Raw genomic sequence first — 24,040 nt, 5'->3', positions numbered from 1 at the left:
ATCACACACCATGAGCTTCATCACCAGCGACGACACCGACGCCTACTTCCTGCAGGGCGGCTCCTCCACCGATGATTCCGGGACCGTGTGGACCGAGTACACGGCCACAGAACACACGGTGAGCCCGTGGGGACCCGACCTGCAGCACGGCGCTCCGCCGTCGGCACTGATCACCCACGCCATCGAACGCATCGCTCCAGAGGGTGGCCGGTTGGTCCGGGTGACCACCGAGCTGTTCGGCGCGGTACCGGTGGCACGACTCCACGCCACCGCCCGGGTCGTGCGGCCTGGACGTCGCATCTGCTATCTCGAAGCCGTCATCACAGACGACGCCGGACGCGAAGTCGTCCGTGGCAGCGCCTGGTGGGTGCGCACCCACGACACCACGGAACTGGAGAACCCCGGCGTCCCCAGTGCGGCCGACCTGGTTCCGCTGAGCGACGCCAGCGAGCCGGGCCCGGATACGCCGTTCCTCACGGCCTGGCCCGGCCCGTACACCGCCTCACTCGACCTTCGCCCGGCTCCGGGCCAGCTGTGGGTACGAAGCCGGATGTCGGTGGTGGCCGGTGTCGACGACACGCCGTGGAGTCGTCTGATGTCGGTGGCGGATGTCGCCAACGGAACGGACCGCGTCCTGGACCCGAAGGAGTGGCTGTTCATGAACACAGACCTCACGGTGTCCCTCCACCGCCTCCCGGTCAGCGACTGGATCGGCGTCCGTGCGGAGGCGAACTTCGGACCCGACGGGGCCGGGCTCACGATCGGACGCCTCTGCGACGAGCGTGGCCCCATCGGCTCGACGAACCAGTCGCTCCTGCTGCAGAAGTTCGGTTAGCGGTCCGTCCGGGCAGGTCACTCCTGTTCGATGATGCGGTCGAGATCGTCCAGCACCTGTTGGGCGTCCGCACCGACCTCCTCACACAACACCGTGACCAGGGTGCGGAAGTCCGCGACTTCCTCGTCCTCGTAGACAGCACCGGCATGCCGGTCGCTCAGTGCCCGTAGTGCATCGTGTGCGGAGATCACCTGCAGGACAACCTCGCCGGACGGGTCGGCGCGCACGCCGGACACCAGCCGGTGGAGGATCTCGGCGGCCTCGTCCACTGCAGAGGCCGGGAACGGCGCCTCCCAGAACTCCCGGTCCTCGTCCCGCAGGTAGCTGCCCGTCGCCATCGAGTTCAGGTTCTCGATGAACTCATGGCGGGCGGCGTCGGTGGCCGCGGCGAAGGTGTTGTCGTCAGAGGCGCTCACAGTGCCACCCCCAGCAGGGAGGCGCACAGCGTCCGTACCGTGGCACCGGCAGAGTCGTCGGACGGAACGGTGTCTGCATCCCCGTCACGGGTGGGTGCAGCGTCCGAGGCCGTGATGCTCGCACTCCAGGCGTCGATCAACGACAGCGCACGCGGGGTGTCCAGGTCGTCCGCGAGCGCAGCGCGAACGTCGGCGACGAGACCGTCGGCATGGGACTGCGGAAGCTCCCCGGCCACTACTGCAGCCCGGCGCCACCGGTTCAGTCGCTGTTCGGCTCGCTCCAGGACATCTGTGGACCAGTCGCGGTCGTGCCGGTAGTGCTCCTCGTACAGGCCCAGCCGGACCGCTGAGGGATCGTGGCCGTCGGCGGTCAGCCGGGACACGAACACCAGGTTGCCCAGCGACTTGCTCATCTTCGTGCCGTCCAGACCGATCATGCCCGTGTGCACGTAGTGACCGGCCATCCGGTCGACACCGTGTGCCGCCTCGGCGTGTGCGGCGGAGAACTCGTGGTGCGGGAAACGCAGGTCGCTGCCGCCACCCTGGATCGCGAAGGATGATCCCAGCCGGTTGGTGGCGATCGCGGAGCACTCGACGTGCCACCCGGGGCGTCCCGGGCCGAACGGAGAATCCCAGGCGGGTTCACCGTCCCGGTGGGCCCGCCACACCAGGGCGTCCATCGGATGACGCTTCCCCGGACGCTCCGGGTCCCCGCCGCGCTCGGCGAAGAAGCGGTTCATCGTCTCCTCGTCGTAACGGGACTCGTAGCCGAACTGCTCGGTGAAAGTGTAGTCGACGTAGATGTCCGGGTGCTCGTCGTCCATTCGGTAGGCGGCACCGGCGGAGAGGAGCCGGTCCACCATGTCGATGACCTCGTCCACGGACTCCATCGCCCCGATGTAGTCGCGCGGCGGGAGGACGGAAAGCGCCTCCATGTCGGAGCGGAACAGGTCGATCTGACCCGATCCGAGGTCACGCCAGTCGACTCCGTCGCGTTCGGCACGCTCGAACAGTGGATCGTCGACATCGGTGATGTTCTGGACGTAATGCACGCCGTGCCCGTTGTCGAGCAACTGACGGATCACCAGGTCGAAGGTGACATAGGTCGCCGCGTGCCCGAGGTGGGTTGAGTCGTAGGGCGTGATGCCGCAGACGTAGACACCCACCTCTCCTGCTTCGGTGAGAAGGCCGGTATCGACCGGCAGGATGCGGTCGGCGGCGGTGTCGTGGAGTGTGAGGGGGACACCGTCACCCGTGAGGGCGGGGACGTCGGGGGTGGACCATGAACGCATGGGGTCTGATTCTAGTCACCGGAACGGCGGTCCCCGACCACCGGTCCGTCCGTCAGGCGTTGATGGTTCCGGTCGCCAGGAGAATCAGCACGGCGACGCCCACCGGGATGCGCCAGAGGGCGAACCAGGCGAAGGAGTGGTTCGCGACGAACTTCAGCAGCCAGGCGATCGAGATGTAGCCCAGGACAAACGCGATCGAGGTGCCGACGATCAGCTGGACGCCGCTGGCTGCCTGGCCCGCTGCCGGTTCGAAGGCGTCGGGCAGGCTGAACAGGCCCGACGCGAGGACAGCGGGGATGGCGAGCAGGAAGGAGAACCGCGTAGCGACCTCGCGGTCCAGGTTCAGGAAAAGACCTGCAGACACCGTCGCACCGGACCGGGACACTCCCGGAACCAGGGCAAGGCACTGCGCGAAACCCATGATCAGCGCGTCCTTCATCGTCAGCTTCTCATAGGTGCGTCGGTGGGTGCCGACCTTTTCAGCCCAGATGAAGACGAAGGAGAACAGGATCAGCACGATCGCGGTGATCCAGAGGTTGCGCAGGTTGTCGCGGATCAGGTCTTTGGCCAGGAAGCCGATCAGCCCGACAGGGATTGTCGCGGCGATGACCATCCACCCCATGCGGTAGTTCAGATTGTCCCGCTTCGTCCGGTCGAAGACACCGGCGAACCATGCAGACAGAATGATCCAGATGTCTTTGGCGAAGAACACCAGGACGGCCAGCTCGGTGCCCAGCTGGACCACGGCGGTGAACGACGCACCGGCGTCCTCCCCCCAGACGAGCTGGGAGACGATACGCATGTGCCCCGAGGACGAGACCGGCAGGAACTCGGTGAGTCCCTGCACGATCGACAGGATGATGGTCTGCAGCCAGCCCATGTCGGTGGTGGTGACGGCGTCGCCGGCCTCGGCGGCGAGATGTGAGGAGAGCTCCATGGCAGAGAAGCGTACCCTGCCAGGCCGATGCCCTCACGTCGGGCGGGGGCGGTGTCCCGCGCCGGGTGTAGTAGCGTGATTGGCGTGAGAAGCCTGGTGAACCGGCCCTGGACGTGGCCGCAGAAGAGTATGGCAGCGGCAGTGGCGCTCCCGGCGGTCGCGGCCCTGACACTGACCGGATGTGCTGAGCAGATGTTCGGTACCGACGGCGAGGACGGCCCCGACGGGGAGGGCGAGACCGTGGTGGGCGTCGCTGCAGAGCCGTCGGACTCCCCCGGTTCACCCGGGGCGTCGGACGCGACGGGGACGCTCGACGACGGTGACGAGGTCCTCGGTCTGGTCCGGGCTGGTCTCGGCGACGCGGTTTCGGCAGACTCCCCCGCCCCGGTCGCCGCCCTGGAACAGGGTCGGCTGAGCATCGGGTCGCTTGACGATCTCGCCGCAGGGCGGGCCGACACGGTCGAGGTCGACGACAGCTGCACCACCATCACCGGAGCCGTGGACGGTGTCGTCCTCGGGTGTGGGACGTCGGTGCGCATCCTCGACACGGAGGGGCAGGAACAACGTCGGGTCGATGCCCCGGGTGAAGTGACCTCGGCGGCTGTCCACCCCGACGGTACGGTGGCACTGACCGTGGATTCGGACAGTGACGTGTACTGGTTCACCCCTGAGGGTGAGGAAGCACAGTCCGAGGACATGACCGCCACCGCCAGCGCGATGCAGCTGGTCGGCAACACCCGCAACGATGAGGACGGTGACCCGGAGTGGCGGGCCGCGCTGATCGACGCGGCACAGACGAGTGTCACCGATATCGACATTGCCGACCACAGTCGGCTCGCGGCACTCCGCATCGGCCAGGGTGTGGGGACCGTCTCGGCGGGAACCGAGGCGGACGGGGTGCTGGTGGCGTCCGACGCACGCCGCAACCAGGCACTGGTCTATACCCTCACTGACGTCATCCGACACACCCAGTCTGTACCCACCGGCGAGGGTGCGTGGGCGGTGTTGTGGGACTCGGAACGCGAGGTGATGTGGGTGTCCACCACCGCAGACAACATGCTGACCGGCTATGAGCTCTCCACCGGAACCCCGGTTGAGGTCGGGCAGGTGCCTACCGCGCCTGACGTGCGCCACATCATCGACGACGGTAGCGGAGATCTGCTTCTGGTGACCGCCGACGGCACACGCGAACTGATCTCTTCTGACGACCTTCCTCGAAAGGACTGACCCGTGACCCCCATGACCAGCTTCCGCCAGATTCGGGGGACGGTGTACGACGTCTCCCTGAAACAGCTCTTCCGTCTCCGCGCTGAGCGGATTCACGGGCTGATGTCGGGTGCCCTCTCCGCCGCTGCGCGGTCGGCGTCGGTGCGTGCGGTTCTACGACGGAGCCTCGTGGTCACCGACCCGGTGCTTGCCCAGACGGTGGCGGGTATCCGCTTCCCACGCCCGCTGGGGCTGGCCGCCGGATTCGACAAGAATGCTACGGAGGTCGATGTCTGGGGCCCGTTGGGATTCGGATCCGCCGAGGTCGGCACCGTCACCGCGGTACACCAGCCCGGCAACCCCACCCCCCGACTGTTCAGGTTGTCCGAGGACCGCGCCCTCCTGAACCGGATGGGTTTCAACAACGACGGGGCCCTGGCTGCGGCGAACCGTCTGCGGACCCGCGTCGAGTCCGAGCCCGTGGGCGTGAATCTCGGGAAGACGAAAGCAACTCCGGCTGGTCGGGCGCCGTCGGACTACTTCGAGTCGGCCAGGGCAGTTGACGAGGTCGCCGACTACCTGGTGATCAACGTGTCGTCCCCGAACACTCCGGGGTTGCGGGACCTGCAGGCTGTGGAGAGCCTCCGTCCCATCGTGGACGCCGTTCGCCGGGCCAGCGAGCGTCCGCTGTTCGTGAAGATCGCGCCTGACCTCACCGACGCCGATGTGGACGCGGTGACCGACCTGGCCCTGGAACTCGGGCTTACCGGGCTCATCGCCACGAACACGACCATCAGCAGGGAGAACCTGCGCACACCATCGTCCGACGTGTCGGCGCTCGGTGCCGGTGGTATCTCGGGAGCCCCCGTGGCAGCGCGGTCGCTGGAGGTCCTGCGCAGGATCCGGTCGCGTGCCGGAGACAAGCTGGTCCTCATCGGGGTCGGTGGCATTGAGACCCCGGAGCAGGCCTGGGAGCGAATCGGAGCCGGCGCGACCCTGCTCCAGGGATACACGGGCTTCATCTACGGCGGGCCGGACTGGATCCGCGACATTCACCAGGGGGTGGCCGACCAGGTTCGTCGGCACGGTCTGACGAACCTCTCGGAAGCTGTGGGCGCAGACCTCCCCTGGAGAGACTGACGCCGTTCAGCCTGTCAGTTCTCCGCCCAGCCCCACAGCAGCCCCCGGGCGGTCGCGGTGAAGTTCAGGTTGAAGCCGAGGATTGTCGGTGTGGACCTGTCGTCGATCTCCAGAAACTGGGGGACGGCGTGGACGGCGAAGATATAACGGTGGGGTCCGTGACCGGCAGGGGGCTCGGCGCCGTAGTACCCGCGACTGCCCGAGTCTCCCCGCAGGGCGACCGCACCGTCCGGGAGTCCGGCGAGTTCTGCGTCACCGATCCCCGCGTCCAGCGACGTGACGGAGGCCGGAATATTGAACACAGCCCAGTGCCAGTAGCCCGATGTCGTCGGCGCATCCGGGTCATAGCAGGAGACGGCGTAGGACACGGTGCCCTCCGGTGCCCCGGACCAGGACAGCTGCGGGGAGATGTCACTGCCGCCGAGCTGGGCGGCGGGCAGCCGGTCGCCGTCGTTGAAGTCCGCGCTGGTCACAGTGAGACTGGGGAGGTCCGTGAGCGGGGCGTAAGGGTCCGCCGCCGGAAAGCGGTCGTCGAGGTACGTGGGCTGGTGGTTACGGGGTGAGTCGCTCATGTCACCCAGTATGCCGCAGGAGTACCTGCCCCGCAGAAACTGATTCTGTTCATATATCCAGGCGGCGTCACGCTCCGACGCTCATCGCCGTTCCGGTCGCCCGGGCCCCTGGATGATGTCGCTGACCTGTGGTTCCTGCCGTCTCGAGGCGATGATTTGTCACCGTCGTGCCGACTCGTTATAGTTACCGGAGTGCGACGGACACAGGGTTGAACATCAGCCGCAACCGTGTTCGGCGTCCGCATCCATGTCCGGGTGGCGGAATGGCAGACGCGCTAGCTTGAGGTGCTAGTGTCCTATTAACGGACGTGGGGGTTCAAGTCCCCCTCCGGACACCACAGAAGAGACCCACTACGGTGGGTCTCTTTTTTCGTTCACCCGTGAGTGGAGAAAGCCGCCGTGGAAATGAGGCAGGATATGGCCAGGAGCCACTGGTTGTCGCTCATCGGGCTCGCCGTTCTCGCACTTGCCGTCGTTGCGGCGACGATCCTGCTCCCCACACCCGGCCTCGCCACGATCCGGGACAACGTGCGAGGCACCGGGCTACTCGCGTGGGGGACCTTTCTGCTGCTCATGGTGGGGGCGACACAGCTGCCCGTTCCCCGTACCGTGTGGACGGTGTCCGCAGGCGTGCTCTTCGGGCCGGTCGTGGGCAGCCTTCTCGCGCTCACAGGCATGGCGGTGTCGGTGACGTTGTCGCTGGTTCTCCTCCGGTGGATCGGCGGCCCGGCGGTAAGACGGGCCGAACGTAGTCCGCGGTTCAGGGCTCTCCAGGCGGCGTTGGAGGACCGCGGATGGGTTGCGGTCCTCGGTCTGCGGATGATCCCCGTGATCCCCTTCAGTCTGCTCAACTACGCCTGCGGGCTCAGTAGAATCCCACTGCTCCCCTGCGTGCTGGCCACCATTGCCGGATCGGCACCACTCACGGTGGCCGTGGTCGCGTCCTCCGATGTGCTTGTCAGTGGCGGCGAACCCTGGTTCCTCATGGTGAGTGCGGTCCTCGCAGCAACCGGTGTCGTGCTGACGGCGGGCGAATGGCGGCGGGTACGCGCGGAGTTGTCCGTCGAACCGACGCCGGTCAAGCCCTCACCGTAGACAGAAACTGTATGATGGCTGGCATGTACTCCGTCCACGCCACCTACCGGGGCACCTCGCTCCGACGCGCTGATTATGTCCGTCAGGTCGCTGACGCCCTGGGAAACGCCCACAATGTCGTCGAGGTCCGTGTCCACGGTCCCGAGGAGTTCACGGTTCTCGCCGATGATGCGGACAGCGCGGCCGGTGTGGTCATGAACCTTATCCAGGCCGGTGATTTCGCGATCGGGATCGGTGCAGTTCTCGGCGACGGCGGAGACAGCCCGGATGATGCTGCCCTGCGGGACCACCTTGTCGCTGCCGCGGCCCGTGCGGTCCGCGGTGCGCGTCGCCCCGGTGTGATCCAGGCGAGGGTCGAGGCTCCTGGCCCGGGGGGCGTGCAGGCGTCTGGCCTCGGGGCCGATATCGCAGGAGACATTGCGGCCGCATTCACCCTCGTCTCTCATGTGTTGAGCCGCCGCACTTCCGAAGGGCGGGAGGCGACGGCACTGGTGAGACAGGGGCACCTGCAGAGTGAAGCTGCCGAGATGGTGGGGATCTCGAAGCAGGCTATGTCTCAGCGTCTGGCTGCTGCGGGGTGGCAGGCTGAGCAGGCGGGGTGGCTCCTTGCTGTCCATATGTTGGCCAGGACGGAGACTCTTCCCCCGGCGTGATCGCGGACTGCGCCGACGGTTCGGTGCCTGACGGTGCCGGGGGGTTGTCCGGGTCATCGACCGACCTGTTGGCCACAGCGTTCGCCTCGGCCACCGCCTTGGCGATCTCCGGGGCTGACTCGGTACTGAACCAGTCTTCGGACGTCGTTTCGTTGGCGACGTCCCGCACTGACTCGTCCACGGGCGCCGGCTCATAGCGGAACGTGCCGTCGTCGTCCTTGTCCGCGAAAGCCTTGGCGAACTGCTCGAGAGAATCTCCGAACTGCATCGGCAGCATCCACACCTTGTTCGCATCTCCCTGGGCCATCTCGGGAAGTTTCTCGAGATACTGGTAGGACAGCACCTCCGGGGTGACTTGGGAAGACTTGATGGCCGCGGTGACTTTCTGAATCGCCTTCGCCTGGCCCTGCGCCTCAAGATATTTTGCGGCACGTTCACCTTCGGCGAGCAACATCCGTGCCTGTCGTTCGGCTTCCGCGGAGAGGATCTGTGCGTGCTTGTCACCTTCGGCACCGAGAATCCGGGCCTGCTTCTTGCCTTCGGCAGTCTTGATGTCGGATTCGCGCTGCCCTTCCGCGGTGAGGATCATCGCCCGCTTCTCACGGTCAGCCTTCATCTGCATCTCCATCGACTGCTGGATTGAGGGCGGCGGATCAATCGCCTTGAGCTCCACGCGGCTGATCCGCAGACCCCACCGGGTGGTGGCGGCGTCGAGTTCCCCACGCAGTCGACGGTTGATGACGTCGCGTGAGGTCAGAGTCTCCTCGAGCGTCATCCCACCGACGACGTCGCGCAGCGTAGCGACCGAGATCTGTTCGACGCCGATGATGTAGTCGTTGACCCCGTAGATCGCGCGTGCGGCATCATTGATCTGGAATGTCACCACGATATCGATGGCGACGGTCAAGTTGTCCTGGGTGATCACGGCCTGCGGGGGAAATGACACCACCTGTTCACGCGTATCCACCCGGTCGCGTACCCGGTCGATGAACGGGACGAGGATCGTCAGACCACCCGACACGGTCCTGGTGTAGCGCCCGAGACGTTCGATGACGGCTGCTTCTCCCTGGGGGATCAGCGCCACGGACTTGAACAGCGCGACAGCCACGAGAACAACGAGGACGATGAGCAGAATACTCAACGGGCCCATGGTTCACACTCCCTTCCACACCACAGCGGTGGTGCCCTCGATGGAGACGACCTGCACACGGTCCCCTTCAGCGAATGATGTTCCGGGGTGTGCCGCCCGGGCTGACCAGATGTCGCCGGCGATGCTCACCTGGCCGGTCGAACTGTCGGAGGTGACTTCGCTGAGTACCTCTGCCGGCTGTCCTTCGAGCTCCTTGGAGGTAAATTCGCGGACCTCCCCCTGAGCGATGTAGCGGCGGCGGAGCACCGGGCGCAGGAGCAGCAGAGATGCGGCCGATGTGACGCCGAACACCCCGACTTCGGCCCAGACCGGTATATCGATCGCCGAGACACCGGCCGTGGTGAGGGCGGCGACCGCAAGCATCAGCAACGTAAAGTCCATGACGAGGAACTCGCCGACCGCGAGGACGGCCGCTGCAATCAACCAGATAATCGGGCCCATGGCCGCAGGGTATCAGGTCACGGAAGGTCTGGCTCCGTGACGAAGTCAACCAGCCGCTCAACGGCGCCGATCAGGGTGGCGTCCAGATCGCGGAATGTCTTCACTTTCGAGTACACGTGCCGCCATCCGTCGGTCGGCGTCCCCCAACCCAGCCGACGGCACACACCGGTCTTCCAGTCTTCACCGTACGGAACCGTCGGCCATGCACGGATCCCCACCGTCGCCGGCTTCACGGCTTCCCAGATGTCGATGTAGGGGTGCCCGGTCACCATGACGTCCGGGCCGAGCCCCTGGGTAAGGCGGGACTCCTTGGACCCCTCCACGAGGTGGTCGGCGAGGACACCTACCCGGCGCCCCGGGCCGGGGCGGAAGTCCTCGAGCATGGCGGGGAGGTTGTCGAGCCCTTCGATGAACTCCACCACCACTCCTTCGACACGCAGGTCATGTCCCCAGACCTGCTCGACGATGGCGGCGTCGTGCAGACCTTCAACCCAGATCCGGGACGGGGCCGCGACCTTGGCACGGACATCCTGGACCCGTCGCGAACCGGAGTTCGACCGCTGCGGGTTCTGCGGGGTTTCCGCCGCCGACACATGACGGGTCAGCGTCACCAACCGCCCGTCGATGAGAAACCCGCCGGGGCGCATCTTGAACAGCCGGTCGCGCCCGTGCCGGTCCTCCAGACGGACGAACTCCCCGTCATAGGTCTTCTCGAAACCGACCACGGCTCCCACCCAGCCGCCGTCGGCAACCTCCACGACAGTGCCGGGTGCCGCCGGTACCTCGGGCACGTCAGGGCGCCGGGAGTGCCCGGAGGAGACAGAAGAGCGGGAGGACGCGGACCCTCCGAGAATGTCACGGCCGTACCTGTCGTTGAAGCTCATGGACACCGACTCTAGGCTAGGTGCAATGTCGTCCAGTAACCCCGCCGGTGACACCACCGGCATGATGAGGGGTACCCCGTTGCGTGAGCAGCTGTGGTCCCCGGTGCAGAACACCACCGTATGGCTGGGATGGTGGCTTCACGGACTGGTGTCCGCTGATGACGTCATCGACGCGTTCCAGGACGTCCAGGGGCCTGCCCATACCCTGCTCATCGATCCCGGTGGTGATGATCCTTTCGACGGGCAGTTCGGCGACCGGGCGACGGGGCTGGTCGATCTGCTGCATGCCGTGCGCGAGGTGACCAGGGATCTGCCCGTCGAGATTTCCTCGCGCCCACTGGTCAGCCTCGTCCTCGCCGGGCCCGGTGACCCGCCGGCACTCCCGGCAGGGTCGCGTGGAGCGGCCGCTGTCTCACGGGCCGGGGCAGGAATCGCTGTCGCGGACGCGGACCCCCTGGTCACCCACGTCGTGGTGCCGGAGGTCGTGGACACTTCCCTGGTGCAGTGGGTGTGGTACCGCAGTGTCGGCCCCGTCCGGGCCGGTGAATTCTACGGTCCTGGGGACGCCGACGCGAAGCTCCGGGAGGCCACTGACGCTGCGGCAACTCTGGTTGAGCAGTCCGGGAATACGCGGATCCGGCACCGCTCCCCTCGTCTGGCCGTCGGCTCACTGACGGACTTCTTCGGACTTCCCGGTCTGCCCGCCGGGGTGTCCCCGCGTGCCGAGAAACTCATGGCGCGGGCCGATGTCGTTGCCTCGGTCATCGAGGTCACCCGGTCAACGGACCAGGGCGCGACGCTCGACCCCCATCTTCTCCCCCTGGCCGGAGCCGTACGGACAGCAAGAATCACCGCAGTCGATCACGCGATGCGTGAACTCCTGCGGTGATTCCGGCCGCGGTACCGACGAGACCTGCTACTCGATCATGCGCACTGCCATGGGCTCGATGCCGTCCCACCTGACCGGAGACACCTTGACGACGTCGCCGGACTGGGGTGCCTCGAGCATCGTTCCGTCGCCGAGGTAGAGCGCCACGTGTGAGCTTCCGCCCGCTCCCCAGAAGAGCATGTCGCCGCGTTGGGCGTCGCCGACGGGAATCTGCGTGCCTGAGGTGTACTGGTAGCCGGAGTACTTCTCGAGCTGGATCCCGACCGCGGCGAACGAGTAGACCATCAGGCCGGAACAGTCGAAGCCGACCTTCGAGTAGTCCCCGTGAGAGTCGGCGACGCCGCCGTCGCGCACACCGAGAGTGGGACCGTCCTGGTTGCCACCGCCCCAGGCGTATGTCACTCCGAGCTGACTCATGCCACGGTCAATGACCCGTTCGATCTGCTCCTCGCGAGAACCGGAGGCGTCAGGTTCGGCTGGCTGTTCCCCACCGGGGTTCGACGGTGGCAGGCCGGGCTCGACGCCCTCCTGTCCCTGCGGGAGATTCTCGTACGCTTCTGCCGCCGCATCTCGCCCTGCCGTGGCCGCGGCGTCAAATGCCCCGTCCGGATTGCCTTCAAGATGGGAGTTGATGCCCGCGAACGCTGCCTGGCCCGCAGCATTGATGAGCCCGTCGATGGCGGCCTGCCGGAGTTCGTCGCCCTCAGAGCTCCCCTCGAAGCTTCCGGGGATCGCGTCCAGCCCGGGCACCTCCGCTGAGCCGGCGGCAGGATCCTCGGCGAGGTCGCCCTCGACGTCGGGGGTTCCCTCACCGTCAGGATCCACCTCAGCGTCGTCACCGGCGATGCTGCCGGTACTGCCGGTGCTTCCTTCGATGTCCGGATCCTCGGGAACCGACTGGTCATCTTCGGGAACAGCGGATCCGTCGGCGGAACCGGAGGACGGTGCGGGGGTCTCGGGGCCGACCACGTCGTCCTTCATGTCGACTGCACCGGAGGTGCCGGACGCGTCGGTGGTCCCGGTGGTTCCGGCGTCTTCAGTGTGCGCGGTGTCGTCCGCGGTCTCATCGGTCGCCGCAACACGGTCGGCGGCGGCTTCGGCGGCGCGGCGCTTGTCAAAGGAACTGGCGGCGGCATTCGCCGATAACTTGTCCACTGCCTTCTTCGCTGCCGTCAGCCGGTCCTTCGCCTCGGAGAGCGAGTTCTTGACCCGGGTGAGTTCCTTGGACTTCTCCGCGATCGACGACTGCGCGTCGGTGAACGCACGCTCGGCCGCACTGTGTGCCTCCAGGGCATCCTTGACCAGACCGTCGGCGTCATCCCGGGACACGCGGAGGGAAGATTCCTCATTGGCGGCCTGAGTCCGCGCGAGATCGAGACGGTCGATGTCCGCCTGCTGCTTCTCCGCGGCCAGCCGCATATACGTCGCGCGGTCGATGTTGTCGGCGGTTGCGTCCGACCCCGAGGCGAGGACGACGGGGGCCGCGTCTCCGCCCTGGGTGTAGGCGGAACGCGCGATGTCGTCCAGGGTGGACTGTGCGTCCTGCACGTCAGAGTCCGAGTCGTCGAGACGACTGCGGGCGTCGGTGACGTTGTCCTGGGCCTCCTGGGCGGCACGCTGGCTCCGGTCGACATCGACGCGGGCCTTGTTCACGGACTCGCGAAGACCGCCGAGTTCCAGCTCCAGGGAGGAGACCTCGCCCTCTGTCGTGGATACCGCGCCGACCAGTTCAGCGAGGTAGGCCTCAGCGGTCTGGTCTGACGAGCTCGAGGAGTTGTCGGAGGGGGCCGCGACGGCGGTCGCCGCGGGGACGGTGAGTCCTGCGGCCACCGCGAAAGACAGCAGTGCCCGAGTGGACCGGACGGTCGACCTGCGGGCCGTGCCGCGGGCGTTCAGTCGAAGTGCCACGGTGAGTCTCTCCTTGGGGTGGCGTACCGGGTCAGCTAGGTCAAGCCGTCGTCCTTGACATCCTCACGGTACGGCCACCTGTCCACCGCGCTTCCCCGCGAGGTGGTCCAGGGCCCGATACCCAGGTTCCGGAGGGCCGGTTGTTCACCGCCGGAATTGTCACGAACAGGTCTCGTTCCGATATCGGATCGTTACCAATTGACGACAACTGAACCGTAAGACACTCACGACACATGCGAAACCCGAACCCCACTAATCACATAAGAATCACGAAGAACACGTGTCACGCTGAGCGCCTTGACCTGCGGAAGAGATCGCGCATATACGTAGTGTGATCTTTGTCACATGAATGGCGCTCTCGGCGTGTCTGGTTGCGGGGTTGCAAACCACCATACTCAAAGTCTGAACCTTGACTTGAGCATCGACAAGCCACCGACCTTGACCCAGGGAGGAAGGTGGTTCCCTCTGTTCGGCCCTGGTGTCAGTCGGAATGGCGTAAAAGCAGTGCGTGTCGAGCGGTCAGCGGCGGTAGCTCACGGTGGCGAACACGGCCGAAACTGCCACCGTGAGGAGGAGGCCGACGACGATCGCCACGACGATGGCCGTGAAGTCCGGTTCGGCCGCGTCGGCATCGGCGAGGAAGTCCACGACATCCTGCGGGGCCGTTGAACCGTGGAGCGCTCCCTGGTTGGACTCGATCTGGAAACGGGACATCTCGTCGCTGACGACCTGGGTGTTGTGAGGGGCGCGCACGATCACCGTCTGTGCCCCGTCGGCATTGCCGGAACGCGTGGAGTCCTTGACGGTCTGCGCGAGATTGCGCAGTCCCGTTCCTTCTGCGGAGGTGCTGTCCAGGATGACGACATCTATCCCTTGATCTGCGAGCTCCCGGTATCCGGAGATCTCTGACGGGGTGAGGTCGTCGCCTGCCTGGGAGGCCGAGAACCCGGACTCGGCGATGTCGTCGAGCACCGCCTGAAGGTCGACATTCTCGAAATCCACGGTTGACTCATTTCCTGGCGGGCGGGAGTTGTTATCTGGCTGTATAGATTTTTAGCATCCGAGCGGGGCGTTCGGGGGTGCCGACACGCGGGTGTGCGAGGGGCGGAATCACTCCGTCCTGCGGTTATGAAGCATTACGGTCGTACTGTTATAGTGGTTCTGACGGAATCCGCGACGACTGCTGACACAATGGTGGCAGTCCGCGTCGGCGCCACTCTTCCCGGTGCCGGGACAAGGTCCAGACGAGGTCCGCAGGTCCACGCGGCGGGATGACGTCAGACGAACGTCACACAACTGACGACGATAACGAGAAGAGATTCAGGAGCACTGTCGTGACTGAAAGCAAGAATTCCTTTGGAGCAGAGGGGACTCTCGAGGTCGGTGACCGGTCCTACACGATGTACCGTCTCAGCGCGGTCCCGGGCATGGAGAAGCTTCCCTACTCGCTGAAGGTCCTCGGTGAGAACCTCCTCCGTAACGAGGACGGTGCGAACGTCACCCGTGAGCACATCGAGGCCATCGCCAACTGGGACCCTTCCGCAGAACCCAGCATCGAGATCCAGTTCACCCCCGCCCGTGTCGTCATGCAGGACTTCACCGGTGTGGCCTGTGTGGTCGACCTGGCGACGATCCGTGACGCGGTCGTCGCCCTCGGCGGCAACGCGGACGAGGTTAACCCGCTGAACCCGGCCGAGATGGTCATCGACCACTCCGTCATCATCGAGGCGTTCGGTGACGAGAACGCCCTCGAACGCAACGTCGAGATCGAGTACCAGCGCAACGAGGAGCGCTACAAGCTTCTGCGGTGGGCCACCGGTGCCTTCGACAACTTCCGCGTTGTCCCGCCCGGAACCGGCATCGTCCACCAGGTCAACATCGAGTACCTGGCGCGGTCGATTTTCGACAAGGACGGCATGGCCTACCCCGACACCTGTGTCGGTACTGACTCCCACACCACGATGGAGAACGGCCTGGGCATTCTGGGCTGGGGCGTCGGCGGCATCGAGGCCGAGGCAGCGATGCTCGGCCAGCCGATCTCCATGCTCATCCCGCGCGTCGTCGGTTTCAAGCTCTCCGGCGAGATCCCGGTGGGCGTCACCGCCACCGACGTGGTGTTGACCATCACCGACATGCTGCGCCAGCACGGTGTGGTCGGTAAGTTCGTCGAGTTCTACGGCAAGGGTGTCGCCGAGCTGCCCTTGGCCAACCGCGCAACCATCGGCAACATGTCCCCGGAGTTCGGCTCCACCGCCGCCATGTTCCCGATCGACAAGGAGACCGTCGATTACCTGGCACTGACCGGTCGCGACCAGGAGACCCTGGACCGCGTCGAGGCCTACGCCAAGGAACAGGGCATGTGGCTGGACCCGGAGAACGACGCGACGTACTCCGAGTACCTCGAGCTCGACCTCTCCACTGTCGTGCCCTCCATCGCCGGCCCGAAGCGTCCCCAGGACCGCATCGAGCTCTCCGACTCGAAGGCACAGTTCCGCAAGGACCTGCACAACTACGCCGACAGCAACTCCGGCAACCCGGACGCACAGGACTTCGTCGCTGAGGGCGGCAACGTCGGTGGACACACCGGCACTCCGACCACGGCCGCCGACGCCAAGGGCAACCTTCCGTCCGCAGCCACCGGCAACCAGGGTCGTCCGTCCAACCCGATCGAGGTCAACTACAACGGCAAGGACATGGTCCTCGACCACGGCATGGTGGGCATCGCCTCCATCACGTCCTGCACCAACACCTCGAACCCCTCCGTCATGGTCGGTGCGGGTCTGCTGGCCCGCAAGGCCGCCGAGCTTGGTCTGCAGTCCGCGCCGTGGGTCAAGACCTCCATCGCTCCCGGCTCCCAGGTCGTCACCGGTTACTTCGAGAAGGCCGACCTGTGGAAGGATCTCGAGGCCATGGGCTTCTACCTCGTGGGTTACGGCTGCACCACCTGCATCGGTAACTCCGGGCCGCTCCCCGAGCCGATCTCCGAGGGCATCAACGAGGCCGACCTGGCCGCCACCGCCGTGCTGTCGGGTAACCGTAACTTCGAGGGACGCATCTCCCCCGACATCAAGATGAACTACCTGGCGTCCCCGATCCTCGTGATCGCCTACGCCATCGCCGGCACCATGGACTTCGACTTCGAGACCCAGCCGCTCGGTCAGGACAACGACGGCAACGACGTCTTCCTCAAGGACATCTGGCCGTCCACCGAGGAGATCGAGTCCGTCATCAAGTCCTCCATCACCAAGGAGCTCTACTCCGAGGACTACGCCGACGTCTTCAAGGGCGACGAGCGCTGGCAGTCCCTGCCCGTGCCGGAGGGCAAGACCTTCGCGTGGGACGAGAACTCGTCCTACATCCGCAAGGCCCCCTACTTCGACGGCATGGAGCCCACCCCGGGCCCGGTGTCCGACGTCGAGGGCGCCCGCGTCCTGGCACTGCTGGGAGACTCGGTCACCACCGACCACATCTCCCCCGCATCGTCGATCAAGCCGGGCACCCCTGCCGCCCAGTACCTGGACTCCAAGGGTGTTGAGCGTAAGGACTACAATTCCCTGGGCGCCCGTCGTGGTAACCACGAGGTCATGGTCCGCGGCACTTTCGCCAACATCCGCCTGCAGAACCAGCTTCTCGACGGCGTGACCGGCGGCTACACCCGCGACTTCACCCAGGAGGGTGGACCGCAGTCCTTCATCTACGACGCCTCGGTCAACTACCGCGAGCAGGGCACGCCCCTCGTGGTGCTCGGCGGCAAGGAGTACGGCACCGGTTCCTCCCGTGACTGGGCTGCCAAGGGCACCCTGCTGCTCGGCGTCAAGGCTGTCATCGCCGAGAGCTTCGAGCGTATCCACCGCTCGAACCTTGTCGGCATGGGCGTCATCCCGCTGCAGTTCCCGGAGGGCGAGTCCTGGAAGTCCCTGGGCCTGGACGGCACCGAGACCTTCGACCTGGACGGTATCGAGGCGCTGAACGAGGGATCCACCCCGGACACCGTCCACGTCACCGCGACCAAGGAAGACGGCACCGTCATCGAGTTTGACGCGGTCACCCGGATCGACACCCCCGGTGAAGCCGACTACTACCGCAATGGCGGCATCCTGCAGTACGTCCTGCGCAACATGATGAACAACAAGTAAGACCCGTGTTCATCCCCCGCCCGCCCCGCGGCTTCCGTGAGGCGGGCGGACGTGTACCGGAAAGGGGCACTGTCCATGCCTAAGGTCAGTGAAACCGACCTTTCCGAGCGGCGCACCGACATCCTGCGTGCGGCCAGGACCTGTTTTGTCACCTACGGGTACGACGGTGCCACGGTCTCGCGCCTGGAGAAGGAGACCGGCAAGTCGCGGGGGGCGATCTTCCACCACTTCCGGAACAAGGAGACCCTGTTCCGGGAAGTGGCCCACCGCGACATGGTCCGTATGACCGACCTCGCCGGGAACCGGGGCATGATCGGCCTGATCCGTTACCTCCTGGAGGATCCCGAACTCGCCGAATGGTGGGGCCTGCGAGTGGAGATCACCCGCAGGATCCGCCACGACGATCAGTTGCGGGACGCCTGGGAACAGGACCAGATGGCCCTGCGCACGGCAGTTACCGAGCGACTCGAGGAGCAACGCGAGTCCGGACGACTCCGGACCGACATCTCCACCGCCACCACGCTCCAACTCCTGGAACTGGTGCTGGAGGGGGTTATGGCGCACCTGGTGTCGGACCGCGAGAGCGGACTGCTCCCCGAGGCACTCGATATCGTCGAGCAGTCCCTGCGTTCCACGGAGAACCGGAACTGACCACCACGCCCACGCACCGCTCGGCACACGGCGCCCACCGATCAGAGCCCTACAGGCCCGGTGGGTGCCGTTCTTTATCAGACAAGTAGCATGGTGTCCCATGATCGCGATCATGACCGTTACAGGACGGGACCACACCGGAATCATCGCAGCCGTGTCGACCGCATGTGCTGAGCTGGAGATCAACATCCGGAATGTCTCCCAGACCATCATGGACGACTGGTTCACGATGATCCTGCACGTTGAACTTCCCGACACACTGTCGGTCACCGACGTCAACGGGCGGATGTCCGAGGTGGAGCAGAGGGAGAAACTGGTCATCACCATCCAGTCCCAGGCGATCTTCGACGCGATGCACGAAATCTGAGGTACGCCGACCAATGACTGCATTCCTGCCTTCGTCCTCCATCCTCGAAACCATCGAGATGATCCAGCGCTACCGTCTGGACATACGTACGGTAACGATGGGGATCAACCTTCTTCCGGCCGTCCGTGCCACCCCGGAAGCCACCTGTGAGGCCGTCTACGACCTGGTGACCGCCCGCGCCGAACAGCTCGTGCCCGTCTGCAGCGGCATCGAGGAGGAACTCGGCGTCCCGATCGTCAACAAGCGGATCGCCGTCACCCCGGTGGCGCTGGTGTCGTCGGCGGTACCGGGGTGCGACCCCGTTGACCTCGCCCGTGCTCTCGATCGCGCGGCCGTGGCCGTCGGCGTGAACTTCATCGGTGGATACTCTGCGCTGGTGGAGAAGGGCGGCTCCGCCGGTGACAAGCGCCTGATCCGGTCGATTCCGGAGGCACTCAGCGAGACCGACGTGGTCTGTTCTTCGGTCAACATCGCGTCCTCGCGTGCCGGCATCAACATGAACGCCGTGCGTGAGATGGGGCAGGTCGTCAAGGACTGCGCCGAGGCGACCTCGGACCGTAGTTCCATCGCCTGCGCGAAACTGGTGGTTTTCGCCAACTCTGTCGGGGACAACCCGTTCATGGCCGGTGCGTTCCATGGGATCGAAGAACCCGACTGTGTGATCAGCGTCGGTGTCTCCGGCCCGGGGGTCGTCGACCGTGCCGTTGCCGCCCTGGGGCCGGAGGCCTCGCTCAACGAGATCGCCGAGGAGATCAAGAAGGCGGCGTTCAAGGTGACCCGCACCGGCCAGCTCGTCGGGACGATGGCCGCCGACCGACTCGGCGTCCCCTTCGGGATCGTGGATCTGTCCCTCGCCCCGACCGCTGACATCGGTGATTCGGTCGCCCACATTCTGGAGCACATGGGGCTCGAGCAGGTCGGCGGACACGGCACCACCGCTGCCCTGGCACTGCTCAACGACGCGGTGAAGAAGGGTGGCATGATGGCCTGCTCACGTGTCGGCGGCCTCTCCGGCTCGTTCATCCCGGTGTCGGAGGACGCCGGAATGATCGACGCTGTCCGTGCGGGAAACCTGACCATCGAGAAACTCGAGGCGATGACTGCGATTTGTTCGGTCGGCCTGGACATGATCGCGATTCCCGGAGACACACCTGCCTCCTCCATCGCAGGCATGATCGCCGACGAGGCGGCCATCGGCGTGATGAATCACAAGACCACCGCCGTGCGGGTGGTTCCAGCGGCCGGTACTGTCCCCGGTGACGACGTCGACTTCGGCGGGCTGCTCGGTCACGCCCCGGTCATGCCGGTCAGTACCGTCAGCAGCGCGGAGTTCATTGCACGCGGCGGATACATTCCCGCCCCGGTCCACGGTTTCCGTAACTGAGGGAGGGGGTGGACGTGCCACGGATATTCACCCACGCCCGAAGTGCCACCGTTATTGCTGACCCGGGTGATCTGATCTCGACGGAGTATGCGGCGGGGCGATTCAACACGCCCTGTCCCCTGCCGCCGGACGACGTTGCGGTGACAGAGGCGCTCCGGGACACCGGGACGATGCCCGTCGCCGGTGCCCGGCTCTTCGGACTGGCAACCGCTCAACTCGTGCTCGTTGTGTCCGCCTGCGCTGTCGCTGTGGTCGGACTGCTGCTTCTCGGTGCGGGTTCGGTGTCCGGTACTGGCGTGGGGAGCGTTCTGCTGGTGTTGGGGGCCGGAATACTCGTGTTCACGGTGGTGTCTGCCCGGAGTCGCAGGAAGCGGCTTGTCGCGCTCGCGACGGCGTGGCAGAACGGCTGGCTGCGCTTCGCACCAGCCCGCGTGGGGGCGGTGTGGGTCGACCGCCGGGTGACGCATGGCAGGGCCAACAGCCAGGGCGCCAACCAGGACAACAGGTACTGGTTCCGGGCCGTGGCCGAGGTGCACCCTACTGACGGGACCCCGACGTTCACCGTGGTCACGGATCCTTTTCAGGCGTTGGCCAACCGTGACGGCATCCCGCATGACCTGGTCAGTGCCCCCAATCCGGTGGATGCATTCGAACCCGAGTACACCAACGGGTGGACTGTCGTGCGGTACGTGGCAGGCTCGAAGGAGACCATGGCAGGTTCTGCGACCGTCACCACGAACCTGTCGTTGACGCAGATCGGTGCCGCCCTCAGAGCTGCCGGCGTGCGCTGACGCGGGACGGGCCCGGGGCTGAGCGCCGCAGCTCCATCTGCCGGAGTCCGGCGATGTCCGGGGCCCCGACCAGTGCCATGGTCAAGTCCAGGTCCGCCAGAACATTCTCCACGACCTCCCGGACGCCCTGCTCGCCCGCCACGGCGAGCCCGTACATGTGGGGCCTCCCCAGCAGGACGGCATCCGCACCGAGGGCCACTGCGACAGCGACGTCCCTCCCGGTCCGGATGCCGGAGTCGAGCAGGACGGTCGGCCCCTCACCGATGCGTTCCCTGATCTCGACCAGGGCATCGAGCGACGCTACGGCACCGTCCACCTGACGTCCCCCGTGGTTGGACACGATGATCGCGTCCGCGCCGACCTCGAAGGCGCGCTCCGCATCGTCGGGATGCAGGATTCCCTTGAACACGACGGGCAGCGACGTGCGCTGCGTCAGTGTGGCCAGCAGGTCCCAGTCCAGGCCGGGGTTCGAGTAGATGTCCAGGAACGTCTCCACGGACGCCCGTGGCTCCGGAGCCAGAAGATTGCGCAGCGTGGGGCCCGGATGGTGGCGGGCGATGGAGAGCAGGGACGCCACCGCCGCCGGCGTGACGCGGACTCCGCCGGTGCCACCGGAGACGTGATCACGGAGACGCTGTCGGACGATCCGGAGGAAGCGGTTGTCAGACGTGTACTGGGCGATGCCTTGTCCCCGGGAGAACGGCAGAGAGCCCAGGTTCAGGTCCTGCGGTCGCCAGCCCAACACGGTGGTGTCGAGCGTGACCACGAGTGCTCCCGCACCGCTGTCCTCGGCGCGTGCGATGAGGTTGTCGACCAACTGTTCATCTGTCGACCAGTACAACTGGAACCAGTGTCCAGCATATTCCCTTGACTTATCGGGGTTGCGCGCATTCCGGCATGCCGCGGCGATGTCCTCCAACGGAGAGCTACCCTGGTTGCTCACCACGTACGGTACGTCAGCACGTCCGGCGGCGCGGGCGATCATCAGATCGCTGTCCGGATGGACGAGTGCGCCGGCGCCGACGGGGGCGAGGAGGAGTGGTGACGACAGCTCCTGCCCTAACACTGTCGTCGACAAGCTTCGATCCTTGACGCCATGTGCCATACGGGGAAGGATGCGGTAGCTGTCGAAAGCGCTCCGGTTATTGTCGTACGTCCGACCCTCCCCGGCGCTGCCGTTGATGTAGGCCCACGCTTTCCTGGACAGTGCCCGGCGTGCCGCCCGCTCCAGACCTGCGGCGTCGGTAGGCACTCGTGGACGGATGCCGGACACGCCGGAGCGGTAGATAGCGTCCTGCCGGGCACGTCCGGGCCCGGGTCGGGAGGGTGGGGCGGTGTCGGGAGTGCCGTTTGTTTCCATCCCCCGACAGTATCGTCCGGGAAAGCCCGGTCAGGCGAGTTCCACGATATCCATGTAAGCGTCCGACCACAGGTCCTCGTCGCCGTCCGGCAACACGATCACGCGTTCCGGCTCGAGCGCCTTCACCGCCCCCGGGTCGTGCGTGACGAGGATGACCGCGCCGGTGTAGGTACGCAGTGCGTTGAGCACCTGTTCGCGCGATTGCGGGTCGAGGTTGTTGGTCGGCTCGTCCAGCAGCAGGACATTCGCCCGCGAACTCACCAGCGTCGCCAGGGCGAGTCGGGTCTTCTCGCCGCCGGAGAGCGTCCCCGCCGGCTGGTTGAGCTGCTCTCCGGAGAACATGAATGCGCCGAGAAGGCCACGGAGATCCTGCTCACCAGCTTCAGGACAGGCCTGGATAGCGTTGTCCCAGACGCTGGCAGCCGGGTCGATCGTGTCGTGCTCCTGGGCGAAGTAGCCCACCTTGAGACCGTATCCGCTGACGATGCCGCCTTCTCCGTCGGTTCGCTCCACACCGGCGAGGAGTTTCAGCAGGGTCGTCTTACCGGCACCATTGAAGCCCAGGACAACCACACGCGAACCGCGGTCCACCGCAAGGTCGACGCCGGCGAACACCTCCAGTGAGCCGTACATCTTCGTCAGACCCGTCGCGTTCATCGGTGTCTTCCCGCAGGGAGCGGGCTCAGGGAAGGAGATGTTGGCGTACTTGTCGTCCTGGCGGACCTCGTCGAGATCATCGATCATGCGGTCCGCGCGGGCGATCATCTGCTTCGCGGCGGCCGCCTTGGTGGCCTTCGCGCCGAGCTTCGCGGCCTGCTGACGCAGCGCTCCGGCCTTCTTCTCCGCATTGGCTTTTTCGCGGCGGCGACGAGCCTCGTCGGTGGCCCGGGCGTCCAGGTACTTCTTCCAGGTCATGTTGTAGACATCGGCCTCACCGCGCACGGCGTCGAGGAACCAGACCTTGTTGACGACGGCCTCGAGGAGTTCGACGTCGTGGGAGATCATGACCAGGCCACCTTCGTGGCGCTGGAGGAAGTCCCGGAGCCAGGAGATCGAATCCGCGTCAAGGTGGTTGGTGGGCTCATCAAGCAGGAGCGTCGTCGCCGACCGTCCCGACCCCGACGTCGCGGCGAAGAGGATCTGCGCGAGCTCCACACGACGACGCTGGCCACCTGAGAGAGTTTTGAGTTGCTGATCGAGGATGCGCTGGGGCAGGCCGAGACCGTCACAGATCCTGGCTGCTTCGGAGTCTGCCTCATAGCCGCCGAGAGAGGCGTAGCGCTCCTCGAGGCGGCTGTACTTGATGATGGCGGCGTCACGCTGCGAGTCGGTGCCGGACTCCATGAGCTCCTGTTGACGATCCATGGAGGACCGCAACTGGTCCAGGCCGCGGGCGGAGAGCACACGGTCACGGGCGGTCTGTTCGATATCACCCTCCTTGGAGTCCTGCGGGAGGTAGCCGATCTCACCGGCACGCGTCACGGTGCCGCCGTAGGGCTCGCCCTCGCCGGCGAGGATGCGCATAGAGGTCGTCTTCCCGGCGCCGTTACGGCCGACGAGGCCGATACGGTCGCCCGGTTGGACGCGGAGCTGCTGGCCGGGCGCGTTGAGGAGGGTGCGAGCCCCCACCCGCACCTCGAGGTCCTGAGTAACAATCACAACGGTCCATCGTATCACCGACGCCCGGCAGTCGTGGAGGTGGGCGCCGCGCTCTCCTTCTCCCCCCTAGGGAGAGAGCCGCGTCGATCCTCTGGTCGAGGTTCGCGGGCGACCCACCCACCACTTCCGCTGAGTTCCGGAACAACAGGCCCCCCTGAGCCTCCGGACATCTGGTCCTTCCGGCCGGGGCCTGTCGGACAGATATCAATATAAACTTTCCAGGCTGATTTGGATAGTGTTTCGTGAACGATACTTACCCTCTGCGTTAAGCTCG

22 protein-coding genes and 1 tRNA gene are annotated in these 24,040 nt (G+C 65.9%); 12 read left to right on the top strand and 11 right to left on the bottom strand.

Annotated features, from left to right (window positions below; all coding sequences use genetic code 11):
* The first annotated feature begins 10 nt into the window (after positions 1-10).
* Positions 11-835, top strand: coding sequence for a thioesterase family protein (locus tag CGLY_RS08725; protein ID WP_038548625.1), 825 nt, complete (start codon positions 11-13; stop codon positions 833-835).
* Positions 836-852: 17 nt separating this feature from the next.
* Here CGLY_RS08725 and CGLY_RS08720 read toward each other — a convergent pair whose 3' ends face one another.
* Genes CGLY_RS08720 through CGLY_RS08710 form a run of 3 tightly spaced genes read right to left on the bottom strand, consistent with a single transcriptional unit; the run spans position 853 to position 3,423 of the window.
* Positions 853-1,251: a hypothetical protein gene (locus tag CGLY_RS08720; RefSeq protein ID WP_038548622.1), complete on the bottom strand. Its 399-nt coding sequence runs from the start codon at positions 1,249-1,251 to the stop codon at positions 853-855.
* Positions 1,248-2,543 (bottom strand): cysteine--1-D-myo-inosityl 2-amino-2-deoxy-alpha-D-glucopyranoside ligase, encoded by a 1,296-nt coding sequence (gene mshC, locus CGLY_RS08715; protein WP_038548619.1) that lies wholly within the window; start codon positions 2,541-2,543, stop codon positions 1,248-1,250. Before mshC ends, CGLY_RS08720 begins: the two co-directional genes overlap by 4 nt.
* Before the next feature lie 52 nt (positions 2,544-2,595).
* Positions 2,596-3,423 carry an undecaprenyl-diphosphate phosphatase gene (locus tag CGLY_RS08710; protein WP_038552156.1) on the bottom strand — a complete coding sequence of 276 codons (828 nt, stop codon included), beginning with the start codon at positions 3,421-3,423 and terminating at the stop codon, positions 2,596-2,598.
* Positions 3,424-3,564: 141 nt separating this feature from the next.
* Between CGLY_RS08710 and CGLY_RS08705 the strand changes: the two genes are divergently transcribed.
* Together CGLY_RS08705 and CGLY_RS08700 are read left to right on the top strand one after the other, a co-directional pair.
* Positions 3,565-4,707, top strand: a complete 1,143-nt coding sequence (locus CGLY_RS08705) for a hypothetical protein (RefSeq protein WP_227590225.1) — start codon at positions 3,565-3,567, stop codon at positions 4,705-4,707.
* A 12-nt stretch (positions 4,708-4,719) separates the two neighbouring features.
* Positions 4,720-5,826 (top strand): quinone-dependent dihydroorotate dehydrogenase, encoded by a 1,107-nt coding sequence (locus CGLY_RS08700; protein WP_038548613.1) that lies wholly within the window; start codon positions 4,720-4,722, stop codon positions 5,824-5,826.
* 14 nt (positions 5,827-5,840) lie between these two features.
* Here CGLY_RS08700 and CGLY_RS08695 read toward each other — a convergent pair whose 3' ends face one another.
* Entirely contained in the window at positions 5,841-6,398 is a 558-nt protein-coding gene (locus CGLY_RS08695) for a YbhB/YbcL family Raf kinase inhibitor-like protein (protein WP_038548610.1), read from the bottom strand.
* A gap of 249 nt (positions 6,399-6,647) precedes the next feature.
* Between CGLY_RS08695 and CGLY_RS08690 the strand changes: the two genes are divergently transcribed.
* The 3 genes from CGLY_RS08690 to CGLY_RS17140 all read left to right on the top strand — a co-directional run bounded on the left by CGLY_RS08690 (position 6,648) and on the right by CGLY_RS17140 (position 8,146).
* Positions 6,648-6,736, top strand: a tRNA-Leu gene (locus CGLY_RS08690).
* A 79-nt stretch (positions 6,737-6,815) separates the two neighbouring features.
* Complete coding sequence (locus CGLY_RS08685; RefSeq protein WP_081803846.1) at positions 6,816-7,493, top strand: TVP38/TMEM64 family protein; 678 nt, start codon at positions 6,816-6,818, stop codon at positions 7,491-7,493.
* 23 nt (positions 7,494-7,516) lie between these two features.
* Complete coding sequence (locus CGLY_RS17140; RefSeq protein WP_081804050.1) at positions 7,517-8,146, top strand: DNA-binding protein; 630 nt, start codon at positions 7,517-7,519, stop codon at positions 8,144-8,146.
* Here the strand turns inward: CGLY_RS17140 and CGLY_RS08680 are convergent.
* From CGLY_RS08680 to CGLY_RS08670, 3 genes are read right to left on the bottom strand one after another with little or no spacing between them, the layout of a single operon-like run.
* Positions 8,043-9,296 carry an SPFH domain-containing protein gene (locus CGLY_RS08680; protein ID WP_052539932.1) on the bottom strand — a complete coding sequence of 418 codons (1,254 nt, stop codon included), beginning with the start codon at positions 9,294-9,296 and terminating at the stop codon, positions 8,043-8,045. The genes CGLY_RS17140 and CGLY_RS08680 overlap by 104 nt on opposite strands.
* A 3-nt stretch (positions 9,297-9,299) precedes the next feature.
* Positions 9,300-9,737, bottom strand: coding sequence for an NfeD family protein (locus CGLY_RS08675; protein ID WP_038548607.1), 438 nt, complete (start codon positions 9,735-9,737; stop codon positions 9,300-9,302).
* Positions 9,738-9,754: 17 nt separating this feature from the next.
* Positions 9,755-10,621: a DUF3097 domain-containing protein gene (locus CGLY_RS08670; RefSeq protein WP_038548604.1), complete on the bottom strand. Its 867-nt coding sequence runs from the start codon at positions 10,619-10,621 to the stop codon at positions 9,755-9,757.
* Positions 10,622-10,646: 25 nt separating this feature from the next.
* Here CGLY_RS08670 and CGLY_RS08665 point away from each other — a divergent pair, with 25 nt between their 5' ends.
* Positions 10,647-11,510, top strand: a complete 864-nt coding sequence (locus CGLY_RS08665) for a hypothetical protein (protein WP_052539930.1) — start codon at positions 10,647-10,649, stop codon at positions 11,508-11,510.
* A 27-nt stretch (positions 11,511-11,537) separates the two neighbouring features.
* Here CGLY_RS08665 and CGLY_RS08660 read toward each other — a convergent pair whose 3' ends face one another.
* Together CGLY_RS08660 and CGLY_RS08655 are read right to left on the bottom strand one after the other, a co-directional pair.
* Entirely contained in the window at positions 11,538-13,418 is a 1,881-nt protein-coding gene (locus tag CGLY_RS08660) for a DIP1281 family NlpC/P60 protein (protein ID WP_052539927.1), read from the bottom strand.
* A 519-nt stretch (positions 13,419-13,937) separates the two neighbouring features.
* Complete coding sequence (locus CGLY_RS08655; protein ID WP_038548601.1) at positions 13,938-14,420, bottom strand: Rv1476 family membrane protein; 483 nt, start codon at positions 14,418-14,420, stop codon at positions 13,938-13,940.
* Between the two features lie 332 nt (positions 14,421-14,752).
* On the opposite strand from CGLY_RS08655, the gene CGLY_RS08650 reads away from it, so the two are divergent.
* The 5 genes from CGLY_RS08650 to CGLY_RS08630 all read left to right on the top strand — a co-directional run bounded on the left by CGLY_RS08650 (position 14,753) and on the right by CGLY_RS08630 (position 20,747).
* Complete coding sequence (locus CGLY_RS08650) at positions 14,753-17,554, top strand: aconitate hydratase (RefSeq protein WP_038552141.1); 2,802 nt, start codon at positions 14,753-14,755, stop codon at positions 17,552-17,554.
* Positions 17,555-17,629: 75 nt separating this feature from the next.
* Positions 17,630-18,205, top strand: coding sequence for a TetR/AcrR family transcriptional regulator (locus CGLY_RS08645; RefSeq protein WP_038548598.1), 576 nt, complete (start codon positions 17,630-17,632; stop codon positions 18,203-18,205).
* 100 nt (positions 18,206-18,305) lie between these two features.
* Positions 18,306-18,572 (top strand): ACT domain-containing protein, encoded by a 267-nt coding sequence (locus CGLY_RS08640; protein ID WP_038548595.1) that lies wholly within the window; start codon positions 18,306-18,308, stop codon positions 18,570-18,572.
* Positions 18,573-18,585: 13 nt separating this feature from the next.
* Positions 18,586-19,956, top strand: a complete 1,371-nt coding sequence (locus tag CGLY_RS08635; protein ID WP_038548592.1) for a PFL family protein — start codon at positions 18,586-18,588, stop codon at positions 19,954-19,956.
* A 14-nt stretch (positions 19,957-19,970) separates the two neighbouring features.
* The gene (locus CGLY_RS08630) at positions 19,971-20,747 is read left to right on the top strand and encodes a hypothetical protein (RefSeq protein ID WP_038552137.1); all 777 of its coding nucleotides are present in this window, start codon (positions 19,971-19,973) and stop codon (positions 20,745-20,747) included.
* Here CGLY_RS08630 and CGLY_RS08625 read toward each other — a convergent pair.
* Together CGLY_RS08625 and CGLY_RS08620 are read right to left on the bottom strand one after the other, a co-directional pair.
* Positions 20,725-22,107, bottom strand: coding sequence for an alpha-hydroxy-acid oxidizing protein (locus CGLY_RS08625; protein ID WP_038548589.1), 1,383 nt, complete (start codon positions 22,105-22,107; stop codon positions 20,725-20,727). The two genes, CGLY_RS08630 and CGLY_RS08625, sit on opposite strands and share 23 nt — an antisense overlap.
* 30 nt (positions 22,108-22,137) lie before the next feature.
* A complete protein-coding gene (locus tag CGLY_RS08620) occupies positions 22,138-23,766 on the bottom strand; it encodes an ABC-F family ATP-binding cassette domain-containing protein (RefSeq protein ID WP_038548586.1) in 1,629 nt (542 codons plus the stop codon).
* Positions 23,767-24,040: the final 274 nt, after the last annotated feature.

It is taken from the genome of Corynebacterium glyciniphilum AJ 3170 (assembly GCF_000626675.1).
In the GTDB taxonomy this organism is placed as follows: domain Bacteria; phylum Actinomycetota; class Actinomycetes; order Mycobacteriales; family Mycobacteriaceae; genus Corynebacterium; species Corynebacterium glyciniphilum.
The sequence above is the reverse complement of the archived record's forward strand: the minus strand, read 5'-3'. Positions and strand labels throughout refer to the sequence as shown.

Coding starts and splice junctions, on each gene's coding strand:
- CGLY_RS08725 (WP_038548625.1), top strand. CDS start 11: ATGAGCTTCATCACCAGCGACGACACCGACGCCTACTTCCTGCAGGGC.
- mshC (WP_038548619.1), bottom strand. CDS start 2,543: ATGCGTTCATGGTCCACCCCCGACGTCCCCGCCCTCACGGGTGACGGT.
- CGLY_RS08710 (WP_038552156.1), bottom strand. CDS start 3,423: ATGGGCTGGCTGCAGACCATCATCCTGTCGATCGTGCAGGGACTCACC.
- CGLY_RS08700 (WP_038548613.1), top strand. CDS start 4,720: ATGACCAGCTTCCGCCAGATTCGGGGGACGGTGTACGACGTCTCCCTG.
- CGLY_RS08695 (WP_038548610.1), bottom strand. CDS start 6,398: ATGAGCGACTCACCCCGTAACCACCAGCCCACGTACCTCGACGACCGC.
- CGLY_RS08685 (WP_081803846.1), top strand. CDS start 6,816: ATGGCCAGGAGCCACTGGTTGTCGCTCATCGGGCTCGCCGTTCTCGCA.
- CGLY_RS17140 (WP_081804050.1), top strand. CDS start 7,517: ATGTACTCCGTCCACGCCACCTACCGGGGCACCTCGCTCCGACGCGCT.
- CGLY_RS08680 (WP_052539932.1), bottom strand. CDS start 9,296: ATGGGCCCGTTGAGTATTCTGCTCATCGTCCTCGTTGTTCTCGTGGCT.
- CGLY_RS08675 (WP_038548607.1), bottom strand. CDS start 9,737: ATGGGCCCGATTATCTGGTTGATTGCAGCGGCCGTCCTCGCGGTCGGC.
- CGLY_RS08670 (WP_038548604.1), bottom strand. CDS start 10,621: ATGAGCTTCAACGACAGGTACGGCCGTGACATTCTCGGAGGGTCCGCG.
- CGLY_RS08665 (WP_052539930.1), top strand. CDS start 10,647: ATGTCGTCCAGTAACCCCGCCGGTGACACCACCGGCATGATGAGGGGT.
- CGLY_RS08645 (WP_038548598.1), top strand. CDS start 17,630: ATGCCTAAGGTCAGTGAAACCGACCTTTCCGAGCGGCGCACCGACATC.
- CGLY_RS08640 (WP_038548595.1), top strand. CDS start 18,306: ATGATCGCGATCATGACCGTTACAGGACGGGACCACACCGGAATCATC.
- CGLY_RS08635 (WP_038548592.1), top strand. CDS start 18,586: ATGACTGCATTCCTGCCTTCGTCCTCCATCCTCGAAACCATCGAGATG.
- CGLY_RS08625 (WP_038548589.1), bottom strand. CDS start 22,107: ATGGAAACAAACGGCACTCCCGACACCGCCCCACCCTCCCGACCCGGG.